Origin of the sequence: Streptomyces sp. NPDC046862 (assembly GCF_040704615.1) — a bacterium.
In the GTDB taxonomy this organism is placed as follows: Bacteria; Actinomycetota; Actinomycetes; order Streptomycetales; family Streptomycetaceae; genus Streptomyces.
Genome location: NZ_JBEYXP010000058.1, coordinates 25,597 through 45,893, shown reverse-complemented (window position 1 = coordinate 45,893; position 20,297 = coordinate 25,597). Strand labels below are relative to the sequence as shown.

Genomic DNA, 20,297 nt, shown 5'->3' with positions numbered 1-20,297 from the left:
CTGCGGTAGATACCGGAGTCCACTGCGAGGGGGCGTCCCGGCCGCCATACGGTCGCGCCAGCTCTGCGTCAGGCAGAGGTGGTTCGATCAGGGTGCGGCTTCATAGTACAGAGGCGAGGTCACCGTTCACCTGTGAAAGCGGGCACCATCCGACGGTCGACCTGGGATCCCGCGAGCTATGCTCGCGCCCCGCCGTTGCCCGTCCCCAGCCAGCCCGCCAGTTTTCCGCCCATGCCGACCGCGCGCAGACGCCGTTCCGCCGCGTCCCGGACGGGGTCCGTGGCCACCACGAGCAGTTCGTCGCCGCGTCGCAGCACCGTGGTGGGCAGGGGGACGAAGGACGTGCCGTCGCGCACGACGAGCGTGACGGCCGCGCCGGGGGGCAGTCGCAGCTCGTTGACCTCGACGCCGTGCATCTTGGAGCCCTCGGGGATCGCCACGGACAGCAGGTGTCCGCGCAGCCGCTCCAGGGGTGCCGACTCGATGCCGAGGTCGGCGGCCTCCTGGCCCTCGCGCAGGCGCAGCTTCCGGGCCAGCCAGGGCAGCGTGGGCCCCTGGACGAGGGTGTAGACGACCACGAGCACGAAGACGATGTTGAAGATCCGTCGGCTCGCCTCGACCTCGTTCACCATGGGGATGGTGGCCAGGATGATGGGAACCGCTCCGCGCAGCCCGGCCCAGGACAGCAGCGTCTGCTCGGCCCACGGCACCCGGAACGGCAGCAGGGCGACGATGACGCTCACCGGCCGGGCCACCATGGTCAGCACCAGGCCGATGACGATCGCGGGCACGATGTCGTCGCCCATCTCGTGCGGGGTCACGAGCAGGCCGAGCAGCACGAACATGCCGATCTGGGCGATCCAGCCGACGCCCTCGGCGAAGCCGCGCGTGGCGGGCCAGTGCGGCAGCTTGGAGTTGCCGAGCACCATGGAGGCCAGGTAGACGGCGAGGAAGCCGCTGCCGTGGGCGAGTGCCCCGGCCGCGTAGGCCGTGACGGCGATGGCCATGACGGCGATGGGGTAGAGGCCGGAGGCGGGCAGGGCCACGTGCCGCAGCCCGTACGCGCCGAGCCAGCCCACCGCGAGGCCGATGGCCGCTCCGATGGCCAGCTCCAGGGCTATCTCCAGGAGCAGCACGTACCAGTGCTCCACCGGGCCGGCCGTGGAGAAGGAGACGACGAGGATGACGACCGGGGCGTCGTTGAAGCCGGACTCGGCCTCCAGGACACCGTTCACGCGCGAAGGGAGGGGGATTTTCCGCAGGACGGAGAAGACCGCCGCCGCGTCCGTGGACGAGACCACCGCGCCGATGATGAGCGCCTGCCGCCATTCCAGTCCGATCAGGTAGTGCGCGCCCGTGGCCGTCACGCCGACGCTCACCGCGACCCCGACCAGCGCCAGTGAGCTGGCGGCCGGGAGGGCCGGTTTGATCTCCTTCCACTTCGTGCCGAGGCCGCCCTCGGCGAGGATCACGACGAGGGCTGCGTAGCCGATGACCTGGGTCATCTCGGCGTTGTTGAAGTGGATGTCGCCGATGCCGTCCTGGCCCATGGCGACGCCGATGCCCAGGTAGACGAGCAGGCTGGGGAGCCCGCTGCGCGAAGAGATCCGTACCGCTGCCACCGCGACGAGCAGGACGATCGAGCACACGAGCAGGAGCTGGTTGAGGTGGTGGACGTTCAGCGGCTGGTCCCTTCTCGCGGGTCCGGGCAGGTGGATTCGAGCACGCGAAGGCGGTCATCGGCACGCACTTCTGTGCAGGTACTTCGTTACCTTACCTAACTCTTGACGTTTTCTTGACACTCCAGAGTGCAAGATCGAACGTCCGTACGTGCCGGTTGCCGACTCCGCGTCAAGTTGTGTCGGGCCCTGCGCCTATGGTTGCTCCTGCGCTCAGTTAAAAGCACAGCCCGGTCTGCCGCTCGCATTAGGACAGCAAGGACAGCGATGCCCCCCAACACCACCGCCTCTTCCGGTCAGAAGCCCGGCAAGTCCGGCAGGAAGAAGGGGCGCAGAGCCCGCCTGCTCCTGATCGTCCTGGTCCTGGCCCTCATCGGAGGCTTCGGATACGGGGGATACTGGTCGGTCAGCACCGTACGTGCCTCGTTCCCCCAGACCAAGGGTTCGATCACGCTGCAGGGCCTGTCCGGACCGGTCGACGTCCAGCGTGACGACTACGGGATCCCGCAGATCTACGCCTCCACCGACGAGGACCTGTTCATGGCGCAGGGCTTCGTCCAGGCGCAGGACAGGTTCTACGAGATGGACGTGCGCCGCCACATGACCGCGGGCCGCCTGTCCGAGATGTTCGGCAAGAGCCAGGTCGACAACGACGAGTTCCTGCGCACCCTGGGCTGGGACAGGGTGGCGAAGCAGGAGTACGACACCAAGCTGTCGGCCGAGACGAAGAGCTACCTCCAGGCCTACGCCAAGGGCGTCAACGCCTACCTGAAGGGCAAGGACGGCAAGGACATCTCCCTGGAGTATGCCGCCCTCGGCTTCAGCAACGACTACAAGCCCGAGGAGTGGACCCCGGTCGACTCGATCTCGTGGCTGAAGGCGATGGCCTGGGACCTGCGCGGCAACATGCAGGACGAGATCGACCGCGCCCTGATGACCAGCCGCCTGGGCCCGAAGCAGATCGCCGACCTGTACCCGGAGTACCCGTACAACCGGAACAAGCCGATAGTCCAGGAGGGCCAGTACGACGAGGTCACCAGGACGTGGACCGACGGCTCCGGGACCTCGACGCAGAACGGCGCGGGCACGGGCGGTACCGCCAATGGCACGGGCACTGGCACCGGCACCGGCACCGGGACGTCCGGCGCCTCCTCCGGAATCCAGTCGCAGCTCTCGGGCCTCTACAAGGTGCTGGAGGACGTGCCCGAGGCCGTCGGCGTGAACGGCAACGGCATCGGCTCCAACTCCTGGGTCGTCTCCGGCGAGCACACCATCAGCGGCAAGCCGCTGCTCGCCAACGACCCGCACCTGTCGGCCTCGCTGCCGTCCGTCTGGTACCAGATGGGCCTGCACTGCAAGGCGATCTCCGACAAGTGCCAGTACGACGTCTCCGGCTACACGTTCGCCGGGATGCCCGGCGTCATAATCGGCCACAACCAGGACATCGCCTGGGGCATGACCAACTCCGGCGTCGACGTCACCGACCTGTACCTGGAGAAGCTCACCGGGAACGGCTACGAGTACGACGGCAAGGTGCGCTCCTTCGACACCCGCGAGGAGACCATCGAGGTCGCCGGCGGCAAGTCCAAGAAGATCGTCGTCCGCACCACCAACAACGGCCCCCTGCTGTCGGACCGGGACGACGAGCTCGTGAACGTCGGCAAGAAGGCCTCCGTCGACAGCGCCGCCCCCGACCGCGGCGACGGCTACGCCATCGCGCTGCGCTGGACCGCGCTGGAGCCGGGCACCTCCATGGACGCCGTGTTCGCCATGGACAAGGCCAAGGACTGGGACGGCTTCCGCAAGGCCGCCGCCCTGCTCGACGCGCCCTCGCAGAACCTGATCTACGCCGACACCAAGGACAACATCGGCTACCAGCTGCCCGGCAGGATCCCGATCCGCGGCGAGGGCGACGGCTCCCTCCCGGTGCCGGGCTGGGACCCCAAGTACCGCTGGACCGGCTACATCGACCAGGACGAGCTGCCCTACGAGTACAACCCGAAGCGCGGCTACATCGTCACCGCCAACCAGGCCGTCGTCGACAAGGACAAGTACCCCTACACGCTCACCACGGACTCGGGCTACGGCACGCGCAGCCAGCGGCTCGCCGACCTGATCGAGTCGAAGATCAAGGGCGGCGGGAAGGTCTCGACCGAGGACATGCGCCAGATGCAGCTGGACAACAGCAGCGAGATCGCCCGGCTGCTGGTGCCCCGGCTGCTGAAGATCGGCATCCAGGACAAGAGCGTCCGCGAGGCGCAGAAGCTGCTGGAGGGCTGGGACTACACCCAGGACGCCGACTCGGCGGCCGCCGCGTACTTCAACGCGGTCTGGCGCAACATCCTCAAGCTCGCCTTCGGCAACAAGATGCCCAAGGAGCTGCGGGTCAAGGGCCAGTGCCTGTGGGTCAAGCCGACCGACAACAACGGCCCGGCCGACGAGGTGACGGAGGTCCGTGAGTGCGGTCAGCGCGACGCGGACCAGGCGCAGCCGGACGGCGGCGACCGCTGGTTCGAGGTGGTCCGCAGGATCATCGACGACAAGAACAACGACTGGTGGAAGGCGCCCGGCACGCGCACCGAGAAGCCCGCCAACAACCGTGACGAGCTGTTCGCGCGGGCTCTGGACGACGCCCGCTGGGAGCTGACCGCCAAGCTCGGCAAGGACATCGACACCTGGAGCTGGGGCCGGCTGCACCGCTTGTTCCTGAAGAACCAGACCCTGGGCACCGAGGGCCCCGGCTTCCTGCAGTACATGCTCAACCGCGGCCCCTGGAAGCTGAGCGGCGGCGAGGCCACGGTCAACGCGACGGGCTGGAACGCCGCGGGCGGCTACAACGTCGTCTGGGTGCCGTCCATGCGGATGGTCGTCAACCTCGGGAACTTCGACAAGTCCAAGTGGATCAACCTCAGCGGTGCCTCCGGGCACGCCTACAACGCCCACTACACGGACCAGACGAACAAATGGGCCAAGGGTGAGCTGCTGACCTGGTCCTTCTCGAAGAAGGCGGTCGACGCCGGCACGGGCGACACGCTGTTGCTCAAGCCGTGACGCCGCCCAGCCGTCCATCTGACGCGTCCTGCTGAAAGGGCCCTCCACGCGCGCGTGGAGGGCCCTTTCACTCATGGGGCTCACTCATGGGGGCACCTCTGAGGCATGGGGGCACCTCTAAGGGCGGGCCCGGAAGCGCCGTACTCCCGAGGGGGTCACCACCGCGTGCACCGGACGGTCATGGGGCTCCTCGGGCACGCGGTCGACGACCTCCGTGTCGTACAGGAGCACCACCAGCGCCGGATCGGCCCCCGCGCGCTCCAGGCGGGCGAGGACGCGGTCGTACGAGCCGCCGCCGCGCCCCAGACGCATCCCGCGCGCGTCCACGGCGAGACCGGGCAGCAGGACGGCGTCCGCCCGCTCGACGGCCTCCGGGCCGAGGCGCTCGCCCGACGGCTCCAACAGGGCCATCTTTCCGCCATGTTGGACACGGACCAGGGAACCCTCGCCGTCGTAAGCACCCCAGTCGAGGTCGTTGTCCGCCAACAGGACCGGCAGCAGAACACTCACCCCGCGCGCGTGGAGCGCGTCGAGGAGCGCGAGAGTGCCCGGCTCGTTCCCGACGGAGACGTACGCCGCGACCGTGCGCGCGCGCACCAGTTCGGGCAGGCTGAGGGCGCGGACGGCAAGGGCGTCCGTCGTTTTCCGGACGTCATCCGCCGTCAACCCGTTCCTCACCGCGAGGAGCTCTCCCCGCAACATTCGCTTGGCAGGGTCCATACCGTGCCTCATCCGGCTCACAGGTTGCTCCCGTATTGTTCATAGTCGGCTCATATGAGAGCGAATTAACCGGAGCCACAGAAAGCGCACAAAGGCACCGGATATGGTTGCGCCCATGACTGAGTCGAACCCCAGGATCACCAAGGCTGTCATCCCCGCAGCCGGCCTCGGCACCCGGTTCCTGCCGGCCACCAAGGCCACTCCCAAAGAGATGCTGCCGGTCGTGGACAAGCCGGCCATCCAGTACGTGGTCGAGGAGGCGGTGTCCGCGGGGCTCGACGACATCCTCATGGTCACCGGTCGCAACAAGCGCCCCCTGGAGGACCACTTCGACCGCAACTACGAGCTGGAGTCCGCCCTCCAGAAGAAGGGCGACGCCCACCGGCTCGCCAAGGTCCAGGAGTCCAGCGACCTCGCCACCATGCACTACGTCCGCCAGGGCGACCCCAAGGGCCTCGGCCACGCCGTCCTGTGCGCCGCCCCGCACGTGGGTGACGAGCCCTTCGCCGTCCTCCTCGGCGACGACCTCATCGACCCCCGCGACCCCCTGCTCCAGCGCATGGTCGAGGTCCAGGAGCAGCACGGCGGCAGCGTCATCGCGCTCATGGAGGTCGCCCCCGAGCAGATCCACCTCTACGGCTGCGCGGACATCGAGAACACCGAGGACAGCGACGTCGTCAAGGTCACGGGCATGGTCGAGAAGCCGGAGCCGGCCGACGCCCCCTCGAACTACGCGATCATCGGCCGCTACGTCCTCGACCCGCACGTCTTCGAGATCCTCCGCCAGACCGAGCCGGGCCGCGGCGGCGAGATCCAGCTCACCGACGCCCTCCAGCAGCTCGCGGTCGACGAGAAGGTGGGCGGTCCCGTCCACGGCGTCGTCTTCAAGGGCCGCCGCTATGACACCGGCGACCGCGGCGACTACCTGCGTGCCATTGTCCGACTCGCGTGCGAACGTGAAGACCTGGGCCCGGACTTCCGGACCTGGCTTCGCAGTTACGTAGCCGAGGAGATGTAGCGACTTTGAGCAGCGCCCCGACCCGCGACACCGCTCAGGACCACTTCTGGACGGTGACCGAGCACCTGGAGGACATCCTCGCCACCGTCCGCCCCCTGGAACCCATCGAGCTGCAACTCCTCGACGCCCAGGGCTGCGTCCTGGTCGAGGACGTCACGGTGCCGCTGTCACTGCCGCCGTTCGACAACAGCTCGATGGACGGGTACGCGGTGCGGGTCGCGGACGTCGCGGGCGCCAGCGAGGAGTACCCCGCCGTCCTGACGGTGATCGGCGACGTGGCCGCGGGCCAGGGCGAGCAGCCGCACGTCGGGCCCGGGGAGGCCGCCCGCATCATGACCGGCGCCCCGCTGCCGCCCGGCGCCGAGGCGGTCGTTCCCGTGGAGTGGACCGACGGAGGCCTCGGCAAGGGGCCCGTCTCCGGGATGCGCGCCCACAGCGCCAGCCCCGAGGGCGCCTCCGGGCAGGTCGCCGTCCACCGCGCGGCCGAGGCGCGTGCGCACGTGCGCGCCAAGGGCAGCGACGTGAAGGCCGGCGACCGGGCGCTCGCGGCGGGCACGGTCCTCGGCCCGCCGCAGATCGGCCTGCTCGCCTCGATCGGCCGCGCCACGGTCCGTGTGCGCCCCCGCCCGCGCGTGGTCGTCCTGTCCACCGGCAGTGAACTCGTCCCTCCGGGCGAGAAGTTGGAGCAGGGCCAGATCCACGACTCCAACAGCTTCGCGCTGACCGCCGCCGCCCGCGACGCCGGGGCGATCGCCTACCGCGTCGGCGCCGTCACCGACGACGCCGAGATCCTCCGCGCCACCATCGAGGACCAACTCGTCCGCGCCGACCTGCTCGTCACCACGGGCGGGGTGAGCGTCGGGGCGTACGACGTCGTCAAGGAGGCCCTCCAGTCCGTCGGAGACGAGGACGAGGCGGGCAGCGGCGTCGAGTTCCGTAAACTCGCCATGCAGCCCGGCAAGCCCCAGGGCTTCGGCTCCATCGGCCCCGACCACACCCCGCTGCTCGCCCTGCCGGGCAACCCGGTGTCGTCGTACGTCTCCTTCGAGATGTTCGTACGACCCGCCATCCGCGCCCTGATGGGACTGGAGGACCTCCACCGGCCCACCACCCGCGCGACCCTTCAGTCGCCCAAGGCGCTCAGCTCGCCCGCCGGGCGCCGGCAGTTCCTGCGCGGGACCTACGCCGACGGCAAGGTCACCCCGGTCGGGGGCGCCGGATCGCACCTGGTCGCGGCCCTCGCCCACGCCGACGCGCTCATCGTGGTCCCCGAGGACGTGGAGTCGGTCGAGCCCGGCAGCGAGGTCGAGGTCGTCCTCCTCGGCTGACCGCCGCCGGGGCCCGGCAGATCCCCCTCCGCGAGGGCGCTGAAGTTGGCGTACCGTGTCGTCGCACAACAGGCCGTGCGCGGCACCGCGACGGCCCTGACCGGGAGCGCCACACCACATGACTGTGTCTTCCCGGGGGGAGACCCCCGGACCGCCGGAGGACCGCCTCACACACATCGACGAGGCGGGAGCCGCCCGCATGGTCGATGTGTCGGAGAAGGACGTGACCGCGCGCACCGCCCGCGCCAGCGGCCGGGTCCTGGTCTCGCCGCGCGTGGTCGAACTGCTGCGCGGCGAGGGCGTGCCCAAGGGCGACGCCCTCGCCACCGCCCGGATCGCGGGCATCATGGGCGCCAAGCGCACGCCCGACCTCATCCCGCTCTGTCACCCGTTGTCAGTGTCGGGTGTCAAGCTTGATCTGTCGGTCGCGGACGACGCCGTCGAGATCCTGGCCACCGTGAAGACGACTGACCGCACGGGCGTGGAGATGGAGGCCCTCACCGCGGTCAGCGTGGCGGCGCTCACCGTGATCGACATGGTCAAGGCGGTCGACAAGGGGGCGGTCATCACGGACGTTCGCGTGGAGGAGAAGACCGGCGGCAAGTCGGGCGACTGGAGTCGGGCATGACCGCGTCCCCGGACCCGTCGACCGGGGGCGCCCTGGTCGCGCCGTACGCCGCCCTGGTCGTGACCGCCTCCAACCGGGCCGCGGCCGGTGTGTACGAGGACAAGGGCGGGCCCCTGATCGCGGAGGGGCTCAGGAGGTTCGGCTTCGCCGTCGACGGCCCGACGGTCGTCCCCGACGGCGACCCGGTGGCGGAGGTGCTGAAGGCGGGGGTCGATGCCGGGTACGACGTCATCGTGACCACCGGCGGAACCGGCATCTCGCCCACCGACCGGACCCCCGAGGCCACCCGGAGCGTCCTCGACCACGAGGTGCCGGGCATCGCCGAGGCCATCAGGGCGTACGGCAGACAGAAGGTGCCCACGGCCGCGCTCTCCCGTGGGCTCGCGGGCGTCGCACGCGGGACACTGATCGTGAACCTCCCGGGCTCCACCGGCGGCGTGAAGGACGGGCTGGCGGTCCTGGAGCCCCTCCTGGTCCACGCCGTCGACCAGATCCGGGGCGGCGACCACCCGAGGCCCGGCGACCACCCGAGGTCCGGCGACCACCCGAGGCCCGGCGACCACCCGAGGTCCGGCGGCGACGCGGACGCGGGCGGGGACGCTGCCGGGCACGGGTTTGGCGGAACTGCGGACGCCGCCGAGCACAGACATGGCGGCAGGACCGGCGGTGCCGGGCACGGACATGGCGGCGGGACCGGGCACAGACCCGGCGGGACCGCCGAGGACCACACCGGCCCCGGCGCGGACCGTCCCGGACCGAGTGGGGGTGCGAGCTGACCAGCGCATCCTGGCCCGTCGTGCTGGCGGACGGCGACGTCGTCCTCCGGCCGATAAAGCTGCGCGACCAGCGGGCATGGCGCGAGGTCAACCGGCGCAACCGGGACTGGCTGAGGCCCTGGGAGGCGACGATTCCACCGCCCTCGCCCGGCGGTCCGATCGCGCACCGGCCGACCTACCGCCAGATGGTCCGCCACCTGCGCGCGGAGGCGGGCGCCGGCCGGATGCTGCCGTTCGTGATCGAGTACCAGGGCCGGCTCGTCGGACAACTGACGGTCGCCGGGATCACCTGGGGCTCGATGTGCTCCGGGCACGTCGGTTACTGGGTGGACGAGGCGGTCGCCGGGCGCGGAGTGATGCCGACGGCCGTGGCCCTCGTGGTCGACCACTGCTTCCGCGCCGTCGGTCTGCACCGCATCGAAGTCTGTATTCGCCCCGAGAACGGGCCGAGCCGCCGGGTCGTGGAGAAACTCGGATTCCGCGAGGAAGGACTTCGTCCACGTTATCTTCACATCGACGGGGCCTGGCGAGACCATCTCGTCTTCGCGCTCACCGCCGAAGAGGTTCCCGACGGCCTGCTGGCCCGCTGGCAGCGGGCACGCGCGCGGAACGCGCGGAACACTTCCGGCACCTCCGGTGACACCCCGCGCAAATGAAATACGTGTTCGAAATTGATCGGCTGATGATCGGCTGAGGGCGTTAATTTCGCGCTCCCGGTGGCCTGCTGATCGCATCGGTCACAAAAAAAGCTCGAAATATCAGCCAGATCGTGCGACACACCGGCTCAATTGGCAGATGGCCTCATGCAAACCCCTCTACCGTGTGAGGCGTGAGCAGCAGCGGCCTCATCTACGCAGTCATCGTCGGGGCCTGGGCCGCCTACTTGGTGCCGATGTGGCTCCGTAGGCAGGACGAGCTGAACGAAGCCCGTCCGACGGAACGCTTCAGCACCGCCATCCGGCTGCTTTCCGGACGGGCGGGCATGGAGCGCCGGTACGCCAAGGACCTGCGGACGCGCTCCACCGACGAGGGGGAGCGCGGCGCCGACCCGGGCGTCGTCACCGACTCGGTGGACGTCCGGGCCTTCGCCATGCCCCGCTACCGGCCGCAGACCAGGACGCGGCTGCCGATGGAGCCGGGCGCGGCCAAGGGCGGAGAGCCCAAGGGCAAGACCGGCACACCGAAGGGCGGGGCCTCCGGGGGCAGCGCCAGACCGGTTCCGCAGCAGGCGCAGCCGGGCGGCAAAGCACAGCCGGGCGGTAAGGCGCAGCCGGGCGGTAAGGCACAGCAGGGTGGTAAGGCACAGCAGGGTGGCAAGGCGCAGCCAGGTGGCAAGGCGCAGCACCCGTCGTCGAAGGCCGCGTCGAAGGCGGCTCCGGGTGCACGCGCACGGCGTGGGAGCCAGGCGGAGTCGGCCGCACGCGCCCAGCGCTCGAAGGTGCTCGCGCGCCGGCGGCGTACGACAGTGATGCTCTTCCTCGCCTTCACGCTCGGTGCGATCGTCGCCGCCGTCGGCGGGCTCGCCTTCCTGTGGGCGCCCGGTGTGCCGGCGGTGATGCTGAGCGTGTACATCGCGTACCTGCGGGCCCAGGAGCGCCGGAGGTTCGCGTACACGATGGACCGGCGCCGGGCCGAGGTGGCGGCTCAGCGGCTGCGCGAACGGCAGCCCCGACGGCGGCCGACGCCCGACGTGGACGCCGACGAGCCGGAGGACGGACCAGAGACCGGAACCAACCCAGGCCTCTCCGCCCTCGCGGCCGACCGCCGCGCCCTCGTCGAGCAGACCGATCACGCCGAGTGGGTCGACCAGCAGCGCGAGCGGCAGCGGCGCCCCGGCCAGGGCGACAGCTGGGACCCTGTACCGGTGCCGCTCCCGACCTACGTGACGGCACCGGTCGCGCCGCGGGCCACGCAGAACGTGGACCTGGGGGCGCCGGACTCGTGGAGTTCGGCGCGGTCGAGTGCGGTGGGGTCGGGTGCTGGGGGTGCCGCCGGTGCGGGTGCCGGTACCGCCGCCACGCGGGACCCTGAGAGCACGGCCCCTTCGTCCGCAGCCCAGTCCTCGCCTTCGCCCTCGGCTTCGTCCGACGAGGGTCCGGACAGCACCGACTCCTCCGACGACAGCCGCTCCGACGCCCGCCGCGCCGCGTCCGCTCGCCGGGCCCGGGAGCGGGGCCGTACGCCACTGTTCGACCAGTACGAGGACGGCGACCGGCCGCGGGCTGCCAACGAGTAGGTCCGCCGCGCGCCGTGGCGGGAGTGGCGAAGGGCCGGAGAGCCGGGGCCGCGTGCGCTGACACCCCGGCAGGTCCGCCGTGGTTGACCAGCGTCGGAACGGATTTCCAAGCACCCGGATGGGGATGCTAGAGTTTCACTCGTTGCAAGGGCCTGTGGCGCAGTCCGGTAGCGCACCTCGTTCGCATCGAGGGGGCCAGGGGTTCAAATCCCCTCAGGTCCACGCAGCTCAGAGCCCCGGTTGGTGATCACCGACCGGGGCTCTGACGTGTTCTATGGACTTGCCGCCCCCGCCTCACCACACGGGACGCAACGGCGGGATCGCGTCGCCCGCCAACGTACGGATGAGTGCGGCGAGTTCCGCCCGGGGGAGTTCCAGGCCGGCCTCCTGCAGTCGTGTGGCCAGCTGTCCTTCCAGCTGGTGGAGGACGCGGCCCGCCACGGAGAGGTGTTCCTGGGCCTTGCCGGTCAGGACGACCAGTTTGCGGCGGCCTCCCGCGGGGTGCGGGCGGCGCTCGACGTAGCCGCGCTTCTCCAGGTCGTCGATGATCTGGCCCGCGGCCTGTTTGGTGACCCCGAGTCGCTCGGCCAGTTCGCTGCTCGTCGCGCCGGTGTCGCGGAGGGCCTGGAAGACCAGGCCGTGCACGGGGCGCAGTTCCGCGTAGCCGACGGCGTCCACGCGGCTGACGAACTCGGTGAGAACGAGCTGGAAGGCCATCCCGAGCAGGAAGGTCAGCTCGCTGTTCTCGAGCGGGTCGCGGGTCTTCATCGCCTCATCTTGACACACCTGTGTAAAGCGTCTTTACTCGGCGACCGAAGGGTGAGTAAAGGCACTTTACTCACGTGTTCGCTCAGAACCCTGGAGGCGTCGTGCACGTGGTCAGTGAGAGTGAGCAGCGGACGACCAGGACACCGGCCGGTGTGATGTCCGGGCTGGCGGGGCCCAGTCAGGGCAGCGCCGAGGTCAGCACCTGGCGGGTGGAGCTCGGCGCGGGCATGTCCACGCCGGTGCACATCATCGACCGGGAGCAGGTGTGGATGCCGCTGTCGGGGGCGTTCGAGGTCGAGGTGGACGGCCGGGTCGAGCAGGTGGGGGCCGGTCAGGCGGTGATCCTCGCCGCGGGGGCGGTGCGGCGGCTCACGGCGGCCGCGACCGGTCCCGCCGAGGCGCTGGTCGCCATGACGGTCGGGGGCAGGGCGATGGTGCCGGGCGGCGAGGACAAGATCCGCCTTCCGTGGGCGGAGTGATCCGGTCCGATCCAGTCCGATCCGGTCGGATCCGGTCCAATCCGGTCCGGTCCAATTCGGCCCGGTCCTCGGAGGGTTTCCTCCCCGGCCCGGTTGGGGCGGAGGTAGGCCCAGCCCTACCTCCGCCCCACCCACTGGGCCCATGGCCGCGTGCCGTTCGCCCTTCTACGGTGATCCGTGTGATCCGCATGACCAGTACGACGCGTACGCACCCCCGGAACGTGTGGCAGGCCATGGCCCGGCCGCGCTATCTCGTGTCGTCGTGGCCGTGGCGGGCCGTCGGGTATCTGGTGTCCGGTGCGGTGGCCGGGGCCGTGGTCCTGGTGGGGATCGTGGTGCTCGTGGCCACCGGTGGGGTGCTGGCCCTCGTCCTGGTCGGGCTGCCGTTGCTCGCCGCCGCGTTGCTCGTCGGGGTGCCGGTGGCCGCGCTGGAACGGTGGAGGCTCCGCCTGGTCGACCGGGATCCGGTCACCGGGGGGCACCGCGTGCCCGAGGGGCCCGGGCCGTGGGTCTGGTTCACCACCCGGCTGCGCGAGCAGCTGACGTGGCGGGAGCTCGGTCACGCCGTGCTGTTCGCCGGCCTGCTCTGGCCGGTCGAGGCGCTCGTGGTCACGGTGGTCCTCCTCTTCCCCGGATCGATGGTCGCCGCCCCTCTGCTGATGGCCACGGTGGGCGACGGCCAGGAGGTGAAGGTGCTCAAGCAGTGGACGGTCACCGCGTGGCCGGCCGCCTTCGGGGTCGCCATGCTGGGCGTCGTACTGCTGGCCGCCGGGGCGTACGTCCTCGGGGTCGCCGCCGGGGCCAGGGCAGGACTCACCCGGCTGCTGATCGCCCCGCGTGAGGTGGATCTTGGGGCGAAGCTCGTCGAACTGACCCGCTCCCGTGTGCGGTTGGTGGACGCGTTCGAGGCGGAGCGGCGCCGTATCGAGCGCGATCTGCACGACGGTGCCCAACAACGCCTGGTCGCCCTGACGATGGCGCTCGGACTGGCCCGGCTGGACACGCCTCCCGGCCCGTTGGCCGACCAGCTCGCCCGGGCCCACGACGAGGCCGGCGAGGTCCTCGCCGAACTGCGCGAACTCATCCACGGCATCCACCCCAAGGTCCTCGCCGACTTCGGTCTCGAAGCCGCGGTCGCCGACGCCGCGGACCGCAGTCCCGTGCCCGTGGACGTGGACCTCGACCTGCCCGGACGCCCGCCCCCGGCCGTGGAGGCGGCCGCGTACTTCGTGGTCTGCGAGGCCCTCGCCAACGTGGCCAGGCACAGCGGGGCGAGCCGGGCGGAGGTGAGCGGCGGCTACGGGGAAGGGCGCCTCCACCTCCGCGTGAGCGACGACGGGCGGGGCGGTGCGAGCGCGGACGGCGGCAGCGGCCTGACCGGACTCGCCGACCGGGTGTCGGTGCTCGATGGCAGACTTTCCCTGTCCAGCCCGCCGGGCGGACCGACCCTGCTGAGTGTGGAGATCCCTTGCCGGATGGCCGAGTTGACGGATCGGTCGGAGTTGACGGATCGGTCGGAGTCGACGGAGCGGTCCGAGGGGGCCGAGCGCTCCGCGTAGTCCTGGCCGAGGACAGCGTGCTGCTGCGGGACGGGCTCATCGGCCTGCTCACCCGCTTCGGCCACGAGGTGGTGGCGGCCGTCGGGGACGCCGAGGCACTGCTCGCCGCGGTCGCCGAGCAACAGCCGGACGTCGTGGTGACGGACGTACGGATGCCGCCCGGCTTCCAGGACGAGGGACTCCGGGCGGCGGTGCGGCTGCGCACCCCGGCCGCCTCGGCCGTGGCGGCGCGGCCCGCGCTGCCGGTTCTGGTCCTCAGCCAGTACGTGCAACGGGCATACGCGGCCGAGCTGCTGGACTCCGGTGACGGAACGGGCGTCGGCTACCTGCTCAAGGACCGGGTCGGTCAGGTCGAGGAGTTCGTGGACGCGCTGGGCGAGGTCGCCTCCGGCGGGACGGTCGTCGACCCGGAGGTCGTACGGCAGATGCTGCGCCGACGGCGTGATCCGCTGGCTCGGCTCACCCCGCGTGAGCGGGAGGTCCTGGCGCTGGTCGCACAGGGTAGGTCCAACGGTGCGATAGCGCGCGAACTCGTCGTCACCGAAGCCGCCGTCGGCAAGCACATCGGCAGCATCCTCAGCAAGCTGGACCTGCCCCCGGCCGACGAGACCCATCGCCGGGTGCTGGCGGTGCTGGCGTTCCTGCGTGCCTGAGGGCCGGCAATTCGAAAGGCATGAAGTGTGGGCCTTCTGTGGGGCTTTGGAAGGCTTTCCCAAGCCCCGTGAGCGTTCGGTATCCCGACTCCGTCCGATCCATTGACGCCACTCCTGACCCACCTCTACCTTCTGGCCGAAGTTACGCACGACGTCCGTCATATCGAACGAACGAATCAACGAGCCGCTGCCGGAAGGGACTTGCCGTGCTCCGCAGCCGTACCCGCACCCGTACACGCAGATGGTCGATCCGCCGCTGGTCGACCGTTGGGGCAGTCCTGCTGTCCCTGCTCGCGTCCCTGTCACTCGTCGCCACGCAGCCCACGGTCGCGGCCGACGGCAAGCCGTACACCAACCCGGTCAAGGCGCAGAAGGGCGCCGACCCCTGGCTGGAGTACTACAACGGCAACTACTACCTGGTCACGACCACGTTCACGAACAAGTTGCTCATGCGGAAGTCCCCCACTCTCGCCGGGCTCAGCACCGCCCCGAGTGTGGAGATCTGGTCGGACACCACCGCCGGCCGCAACGCCAACATCTGGGCGCCGGAGATCCACTTCCTCAACGGCAAGTGGTACCTGTACTACTCGGCCGCGCAAGCCGGTGCCGCCTGCTGTGACACCCAGCGCACGCAGGTGCTGGAGAGCGCCGGCACCGACCCGATGGGCCCGTACACCCACAAGAACACCCTCACCGGGTCCAACCTCACCCCCGGCGGCTGGCTCATCGACGCCAGCGTGCTGCAGCACGACAGCAAGCTGTACCTGGTCGGCAGCGGCTTCATCAACGGCAGCAAGCAGAGCCTGGTCATCGCTCCGCTGAGCAACCCGTACACGCTGGCGAGCTCCACATTCACGATCATCTCCAGCCCCACGCTGAGCTGGGAGACCTCCGGCAGCCCGGTCAACGAGGGCCCCGAGCCGCTCTACCACGACGGCCGGACCTTCCTCACCTTCTCCGCCAGCTCCTGCCAGACCCCCGACTACAAGCTGGGCCAACTGGAACTCACCGGCAGCGACCCGCTGAACCCCGCCTCATGGACCAAGAAGCAGACGCCGGTCTTCCAGCGCAACGACGCCGCCGGGGTCTACGGGCCCGGCCACAACGGGTTCTTCACCTCGCCCGACGGCACCGAGAACTGGATCGTCTACCACGCCAACAACTCGGCCAACGGCGGCTGCGGCAACGGCCGTACCACCCGCGCGCAGAAGTTCACGTGGAACGCCGACGGCACACCCGACTTCGGCACCCCGGTCGCGCTGGGCACCACCCTCGCCGGCCCCTCCGGCGAGACCGCGACGACCCCGACCGCGTACACGATCGTCAACCGCAACAGCGGCAAGTGCCTGGACGTCGACGGCGGCAACACCGCCGACGGAACGAACATCTTCCAGTGGTCCTGCACCGGCGGAGCCAACCAGAAGTGGCGCGTCGAGGACATGGCCGACGACACCAGCCGCCTGGTGAACGTGGCCACCGGCAAGGTCGCCGACGTCGCCGACTGCTCCACCGCGGACGGTGCCGACATCCGGCAGTGGTCCTGGCTCAACAACAACTGCCAGAAGTTCCGCCTGATCTACACCGGCGGCGACTACGTGCGGATCGTCAACGCGAGCACCGGCAAGGTCGCCGACGTCGCCAACTGCGGTACGGGCAACGGCGTCGACGTACGGCAGTGGACCTGGCTGAACAACAACTGCCAGCAGTGGCGGCTCGTACCCACGACCGCCTGAACCCGGGCGTCACAAAAGCCGTGCGCCAGGCGGCAGTCGGAGGAAGACGGACACTACAGCGGCTTCGCGAAGCACATGCTGAGCTCGTGGAAGCGGTAGTAGCCGAACTTGGCGCACGGCTCGTAGCCGCTGGAGGTGTACAGGGCGACGGCCTCGGGCTGCTTGGCGCCCGTCTCCAGCACCATACGGATCCGGCCCGCCGCACGGGCGTCGTCCTCCAGGGCGGCCAGGATGCGGCGGGCCAGTCCCTGGCCGCGCGCCTCCTCGACGACGTACATCCGCTTCAGCTCGGCGTCCCCGTCCGCGTTCCCCTCCTCGTTCTCGTCCTGGGCGCGCCAGCCACCCGTCGCCACCGGTCTGTCCAAAGCGTCGTAGGCGATGAGATACGCGCCCCGCGGCGGCTCGAAGTCCAGCGGATCGACCGGCGTGGCGTCGCCCCCGTCGCCGTACCGGACGGCGTACTCGGCCTGCACCTGGTCGTTGAGCTTGACGGCGTCGGGGTGGTCGAAGGAGACCCGGCGTATGTTCATGCGGCAAATCGTACTTCTGTGCGGACATGGGGGGCGCCGGCTCGGGTGCCGGAGCCGGGGCCGCCGGATCCCTCCCGGGACACCCCGGTATCGTGCCCGGGTGCTCACTGTGACCTCTGTGAATGTGAACGGGCTCCGGGCCGCCGCGAAGAAGGGCTTCGTGGAGTGGCTCGCGGGAACCTCCGCGGACGTGCTGTGTCTGCAGGAGGTGCGCGCCGAGCCCCAGCAGCTGCCGGCGGAGGTCCGGGAGCCGGAGGGCTGGCACGTCGTGCACGCGCCCGCCGCAGCGAAGGGCCGGGCCGGGGTGTCCCTCTATACCCGCCGTGAGCCCGACCGCGTCCGGATCGGCTTCGGCTCGGCCGAGTTCGACGCCAGCGGCCGGTACGTGGAGGCCGACCTGCCCGGCGTCACCGTCGCCAGCCTCTACCTCCCCTCCGGCGAGGTCGGCACGGAGCGGCAGGACGAGAAGGTGCGGTTCATGGGGGAGTTCCTGGCCTACCTGAAGGACCTGCGCGAGCGCTGCGCCGCCGACGGTCGCGAGGTCGTGGTCTGCGGCGACTGGAACATCGCCCACCAGCAGGCCGACCTGAAGAACTGGCGCGGCAACCAGAAGAACTCCGGCTTCCTGCCGGAGGAGCGCGAGTGGCTCGGGCGCGTTCTCGGCCCGGACGACGGCGGGTACGTCGATGTCGTGCGGGCGCTGCATCCGGACGTCGAGGGGCCGTACACGTGGTGGTCGTACCGGGGGCGGGCTTTTGAGAACGATTCAGGTTGGAGGATCGACCTCGCCGTGGCGACTCCCGGGCTCGCGCGGCGGGCGGTCAAGGGGTATGTGGAACGGGCCGCCAGTCATGCGGAGCGGTGGTCGGACCATGCGCCAGTAACGGCCGTTTTCGAGTTGTGAGGAGAACGGTGTGGGGGGGCACAGGGCCCTGTGCCCCCCCACACCGTTTCAGGTCTGCGGCTGCTCTGGCAGGGAGCTCACGATGGTGAACACCAGCCGTGAAGTGTCCGGTCCGGTCAGCCGGTCCGGTCCACCGCCGGACCGCCCCTTGGTTACTGTGACGCGTACTCCAGCTTTGAGGAGTTGCTCCCGAGTCACCTCGCCATCCGTGGCGAATGCGTCGTGGTAACGGCTGACGGTGTAGTCGTCCAGCCAGCTGGCGCGGATGGCGGCCTGAGCGGTACAGGTTGTCCCGCGTGCGGAAGCGCGGCAGACGTAGTCGCCGTACGCATACGCTTTCCTTGGGGCGAACATGCGACCGTTGCACCCGGCGCAGTACGCGACTCCGATCAACAGCGATGTTTCCCGGCGCTTCGGGTGCGCCCCTTTTGAGCGGGTGTTGAGGGTGTCCTGCAGAGATTGGAACTCCTCCGCAGTGAGCAGCGGCGGCCCGATCAGCACGGGCAACCCTTCGTTATCGCGAACGGTCTGCCCTTTGTGTACTCGGTGCCCCATCAGCGCCGGTGTCCGGAGGATTTTGGACAAGCTGCCGGCTGTCCAGCGGAATCGCTCGAAGTCACGTCCGTGGCGTCGGCCACCCGTAGGACGCCCCTGAAGTTGGGCATGGCGGTCCCGAGGTACCGGGATACCTGCCGTTTCGAGCTTGCGGGCAATGGCGACAAGGGAAAGTCCCGAATGTACGTCGTCCACAATCGCGCGGACGACGGCAATGGTCTCCGGGTCCGGGGCGAGACACCAGCCGACGCCGGAGGGGTGGGGCGCCTTCTTGTACCCGAACGGAACCAGGCCACCGCCGTATCGGCCCGTAGCGCGCAGCACTTCGTGGGCGCTGGTGAGTCGAGCGGAAATGGCACGAGTCTCCTGCTCGGCGGCGTAGGCCAGGTTCATGCAGCGGCGGATGACCTCGCCGTCCGCCTGCGGCGTGACCACGAGCGGCTGATGCTCTTCGGGCATCCCGAAGACGAGTGTGGTCGCGTGCGTCTCGCTCCACTCGATCAACTCGGACATGTGCGTGACGGATCGTACTGCGCGGTCCACATGAGACCACACGATGGCGTCGTATTCGTCGGGGCGCCGCAGCCAAGACGATAGGGAAGGCCTCTCGAAGGGGGACATCGTGCGCGCAGAAACTCCGAGATCTGCCGCTTCGGCGATCAGCGTGTAGCCCATTTGCTCGGTGCGCAGCTGGATCGTGGTGCGCTGCCTAGCGGGTGAGGTGGTCACCCCGGTGAGGTTGCTGAGGCGCACGGCGCCGAGAGCTCGCGGGTATTCGGTGAAGCTCCAAGTCGGCTGGGCGAGGTGGGGACTATTCTTGGCCATGTCGGCGCTCCATGAAGTGTCGGCCGTACCCCGGGGCTGGTAGGACAGTCGCCGGGGCCTTTTCGATCTCACTCTCGGAGTGCGAACGCGATTCCACGTGCTGTTTTCTGGAATGTGCTTCGATGGAGTGAATGTTCGTCGAACGCAAAGCACTTGCGGAGGCCCTCGCGGGCGTGGACCAGGAGCCGGACGGGCTAGGGCTGCTTCCTCAGCTTCCTGTCCAGCGCCAATGACAGTTCCGCCTCCATCACACTGCGTGCCAGCGGGCGCAGGCGAGGGAGGTCCGCCTGCGAGGCGTGGGTGAGGATCAACTCGGCGAACAGGTCCGCGAGGTCGTCCGCGTGTTCGCGTACGCGCTTGCCCGCCTCCAGGACGGCGGAGAGCGGGATGCCCTCGCGGACGAGCTGGGACGACACCTCCAGCAGGCGGCGGCTGATGTGCACGAGCTCGCCGCCGTCCGTTCCCAGATAGCCGAGCTCCAGCGCCGCGGCCAGGTTCTCGGGGGTCGCCTGGCCGCCGAAGTGGTCGGCCAGTTCCTCGGGGGAGAGGCGGACGGGCACCTCCTCGGTGGGGGCGCCCAGGCCGAGGAGTTCGGCGACGTCACGGCCGTGGTCGAAGGCCTCGGCCAGCTCGGCTATGCCGCTGAGGGTGTGGCCGCGTTCCAGGAGGGCGGCGATGGTGCGCAGACGGGCCAGGTGCGTGTCGTCGTACCAGGCGATACGGCCCTCGCGGCGGGGTGGCGGGATCAGCCTGCGCTCCCGGTAGAAGCGCAGGGTGCGTACCGTGATGCCGGCCTCCTCGGCCAGCTCCTCCATGCGGTACTCGCGTCGTCCGCCGTGTTCTCCCGATCCGTCA

17 protein-coding genes, 1 tRNA gene and 1 pseudogene are annotated in these 20,297 nt (G+C 69.9%); 13 read left to right on the top strand and 6 right to left on the bottom strand.

The genetic code is table 11. The annotated features are described in order from the left end of the window. Window positions 1-176: 176 nt before the first annotated feature. On the bottom strand, window positions 177-1,649 hold the full coding sequence (locus tag AB0959_RS43315) for a potassium/proton antiporter (protein WP_366832356.1): 1,473 nt from the start codon (window positions 1,647-1,649) through the stop codon (window positions 177-179). A 297-nt stretch (window positions 1,650-1,946) separates the two neighbouring features. Between AB0959_RS43315 and AB0959_RS43310 the strand changes: the two genes are divergently transcribed. Next, on the top strand, window positions 1,947-4,730 hold the full coding sequence (locus AB0959_RS43310) for a penicillin acylase family protein (RefSeq protein ID WP_366832355.1): 2,784 nt from the start codon (window positions 1,947-1,949) through the stop codon (window positions 4,728-4,730). A 117-nt stretch (window positions 4,731-4,847) separates the two neighbouring features. Here AB0959_RS43310 and AB0959_RS43305 read toward each other — a convergent pair whose 3' ends face one another. After that, window positions 4,848-5,432, bottom strand: coding sequence for a 5-formyltetrahydrofolate cyclo-ligase (locus tag AB0959_RS43305; RefSeq protein ID WP_366832388.1), 585 nt, complete (start codon window positions 5,430-5,432; stop codon window positions 4,848-4,850). 133 nt (window positions 5,433-5,565) lie between these two features. On the opposite strand from AB0959_RS43305, the gene galU reads away from it, so the two are divergent. From galU to AB0959_RS43270, 7 genes and pseudogenes are all read left to right on the top strand, one after another. Further along, entirely contained in the window at window positions 5,566-6,468 is a 903-nt protein-coding gene (galU, locus tag AB0959_RS43300; protein ID WP_366832354.1) for a UTP--glucose-1-phosphate uridylyltransferase GalU, read from the top strand. A 5-nt stretch (window positions 6,469-6,473) separates the two neighbouring features. Continuing rightward, window positions 6,474-7,796 (top strand): gephyrin-like molybdotransferase Glp, encoded by a 1,323-nt coding sequence (gene glp / locus AB0959_RS43295; protein ID WP_366832353.1) that lies wholly within the window; start codon window positions 6,474-6,476, stop codon window positions 7,794-7,796. A 118-nt stretch (window positions 7,797-7,914) separates the two neighbouring features. Next, entirely contained in the window at window positions 7,915-8,424 is a 510-nt protein-coding gene (moaC, locus tag AB0959_RS43290) for a cyclic pyranopterin monophosphate synthase MoaC (protein WP_366832352.1), read from the top strand. Beyond that, window positions 8,421-8,942 (top strand): annotated as a pseudogene (locus tag AB0959_RS43285) (MogA/MoaB family molybdenum cofactor biosynthesis protein); the annotation flags it as partial. The gene moaC and the pseudogene AB0959_RS43285, both read left to right, overlap by 4 nt. A 278-nt stretch (window positions 8,943-9,220) precedes the next feature. Beyond that, complete coding sequence (locus AB0959_RS43280) at window positions 9,221-9,856, top strand: GNAT family protein (protein WP_366832351.1); 636 nt, start codon at window positions 9,221-9,223, stop codon at window positions 9,854-9,856. A gap of 173 nt (window positions 9,857-10,029) precedes the next feature. Next, window positions 10,030-11,436 carry a gephyrin-like molybdotransferase receptor GlpR gene (gene glpR / locus AB0959_RS43275; protein WP_366832350.1) on the top strand — a complete coding sequence of 469 codons (1,407 nt, stop codon included), beginning with the start codon at window positions 10,030-10,032 and terminating at the stop codon, window positions 11,434-11,436. A 148-nt stretch (window positions 11,437-11,584) separates the two neighbouring features. Next, window positions 11,585-11,658, top strand: a tRNA-Ala gene (locus tag AB0959_RS43270). Window positions 11,659-11,730: 72 nt separating this feature from the next. Here the strand turns inward: AB0959_RS43270 and AB0959_RS43265 are convergent. Continuing rightward, window positions 11,731-12,204 carry a MarR family transcriptional regulator gene (locus tag AB0959_RS43265; RefSeq protein ID WP_366832349.1) on the bottom strand — a complete coding sequence of 158 codons (474 nt, stop codon included), beginning with the start codon at window positions 12,202-12,204 and terminating at the stop codon, window positions 11,731-11,733. A 101-nt stretch (window positions 12,205-12,305) separates the two neighbouring features. On the opposite strand from AB0959_RS43265, the gene AB0959_RS43260 reads away from it, so the two are divergent. The 4 genes from AB0959_RS43260 to AB0959_RS43245 all read left to right on the top strand — a co-directional run bounded on the left by AB0959_RS43260 (window position 12,306) and on the right by AB0959_RS43245 (window position 16,628). After that, a complete protein-coding gene (locus AB0959_RS43260) occupies window positions 12,306-12,683 on the top strand; it encodes a cupin domain-containing protein (RefSeq protein WP_366832348.1) in 378 nt (125 codons plus the stop codon). Window positions 12,684-12,916: 233 nt separating this feature from the next. Continuing rightward, the gene (locus AB0959_RS43255; protein WP_366832387.1) at window positions 12,917-14,242 is read left to right on the top strand and encodes a sensor domain-containing protein; all 1,326 of its coding nucleotides are present in this window, start codon (window positions 12,917-12,919) and stop codon (window positions 14,240-14,242) included. A gap of 17 nt (window positions 14,243-14,259) precedes the next feature. Then, window positions 14,260-14,895, top strand: a complete 636-nt coding sequence (locus AB0959_RS43250) for a response regulator transcription factor (protein WP_366832347.1) — start codon at window positions 14,260-14,262, stop codon at window positions 14,893-14,895. A 206-nt stretch (window positions 14,896-15,101) separates the two neighbouring features. Next, window positions 15,102-16,628, top strand: a complete 1,527-nt coding sequence (locus AB0959_RS43245) for a family 43 glycosylhydrolase (protein ID WP_366832346.1) — start codon at window positions 15,102-15,104, stop codon at window positions 16,626-16,628. Window positions 16,629-16,681: 53 nt separating this feature from the next. Here AB0959_RS43245 and AB0959_RS43240 read toward each other — a convergent pair whose 3' ends face one another. Further along, window positions 16,682-17,158 carry a GNAT family N-acetyltransferase gene (locus tag AB0959_RS43240; RefSeq protein ID WP_366832345.1) on the bottom strand — a complete coding sequence of 159 codons (477 nt, stop codon included), beginning with the start codon at window positions 17,156-17,158 and terminating at the stop codon, window positions 16,682-16,684. Window positions 17,159-17,258: 100 nt separating this feature from the next. On the opposite strand from AB0959_RS43240, the gene AB0959_RS43235 reads away from it, so the two are divergent. Continuing rightward, the gene (locus AB0959_RS43235) at window positions 17,259-18,062 is read left to right on the top strand and encodes an exodeoxyribonuclease III (RefSeq protein WP_366832344.1); all 804 of its coding nucleotides are present in this window, start codon (window positions 17,259-17,261) and stop codon (window positions 18,060-18,062) included. 48 nt (window positions 18,063-18,110) lie between these two features. On the opposite strand, the gene AB0959_RS43230 is transcribed toward AB0959_RS43235, so the two are convergent. Further along, window positions 18,111-19,442, bottom strand: a complete 1,332-nt coding sequence (locus AB0959_RS43230; RefSeq protein WP_366832343.1) for a recombinase family protein — start codon at window positions 19,440-19,442, stop codon at window positions 18,111-18,113. A gap of 194 nt (window positions 19,443-19,636) precedes the next feature. Further along, window positions 19,637-20,257 (bottom strand): MerR family transcriptional regulator, encoded by a 621-nt coding sequence (locus AB0959_RS43225; RefSeq protein WP_366832386.1) that lies wholly within the window; start codon window positions 20,255-20,257, stop codon window positions 19,637-19,639. Window positions 20,258-20,297 lie beyond the last annotated feature (40 nt).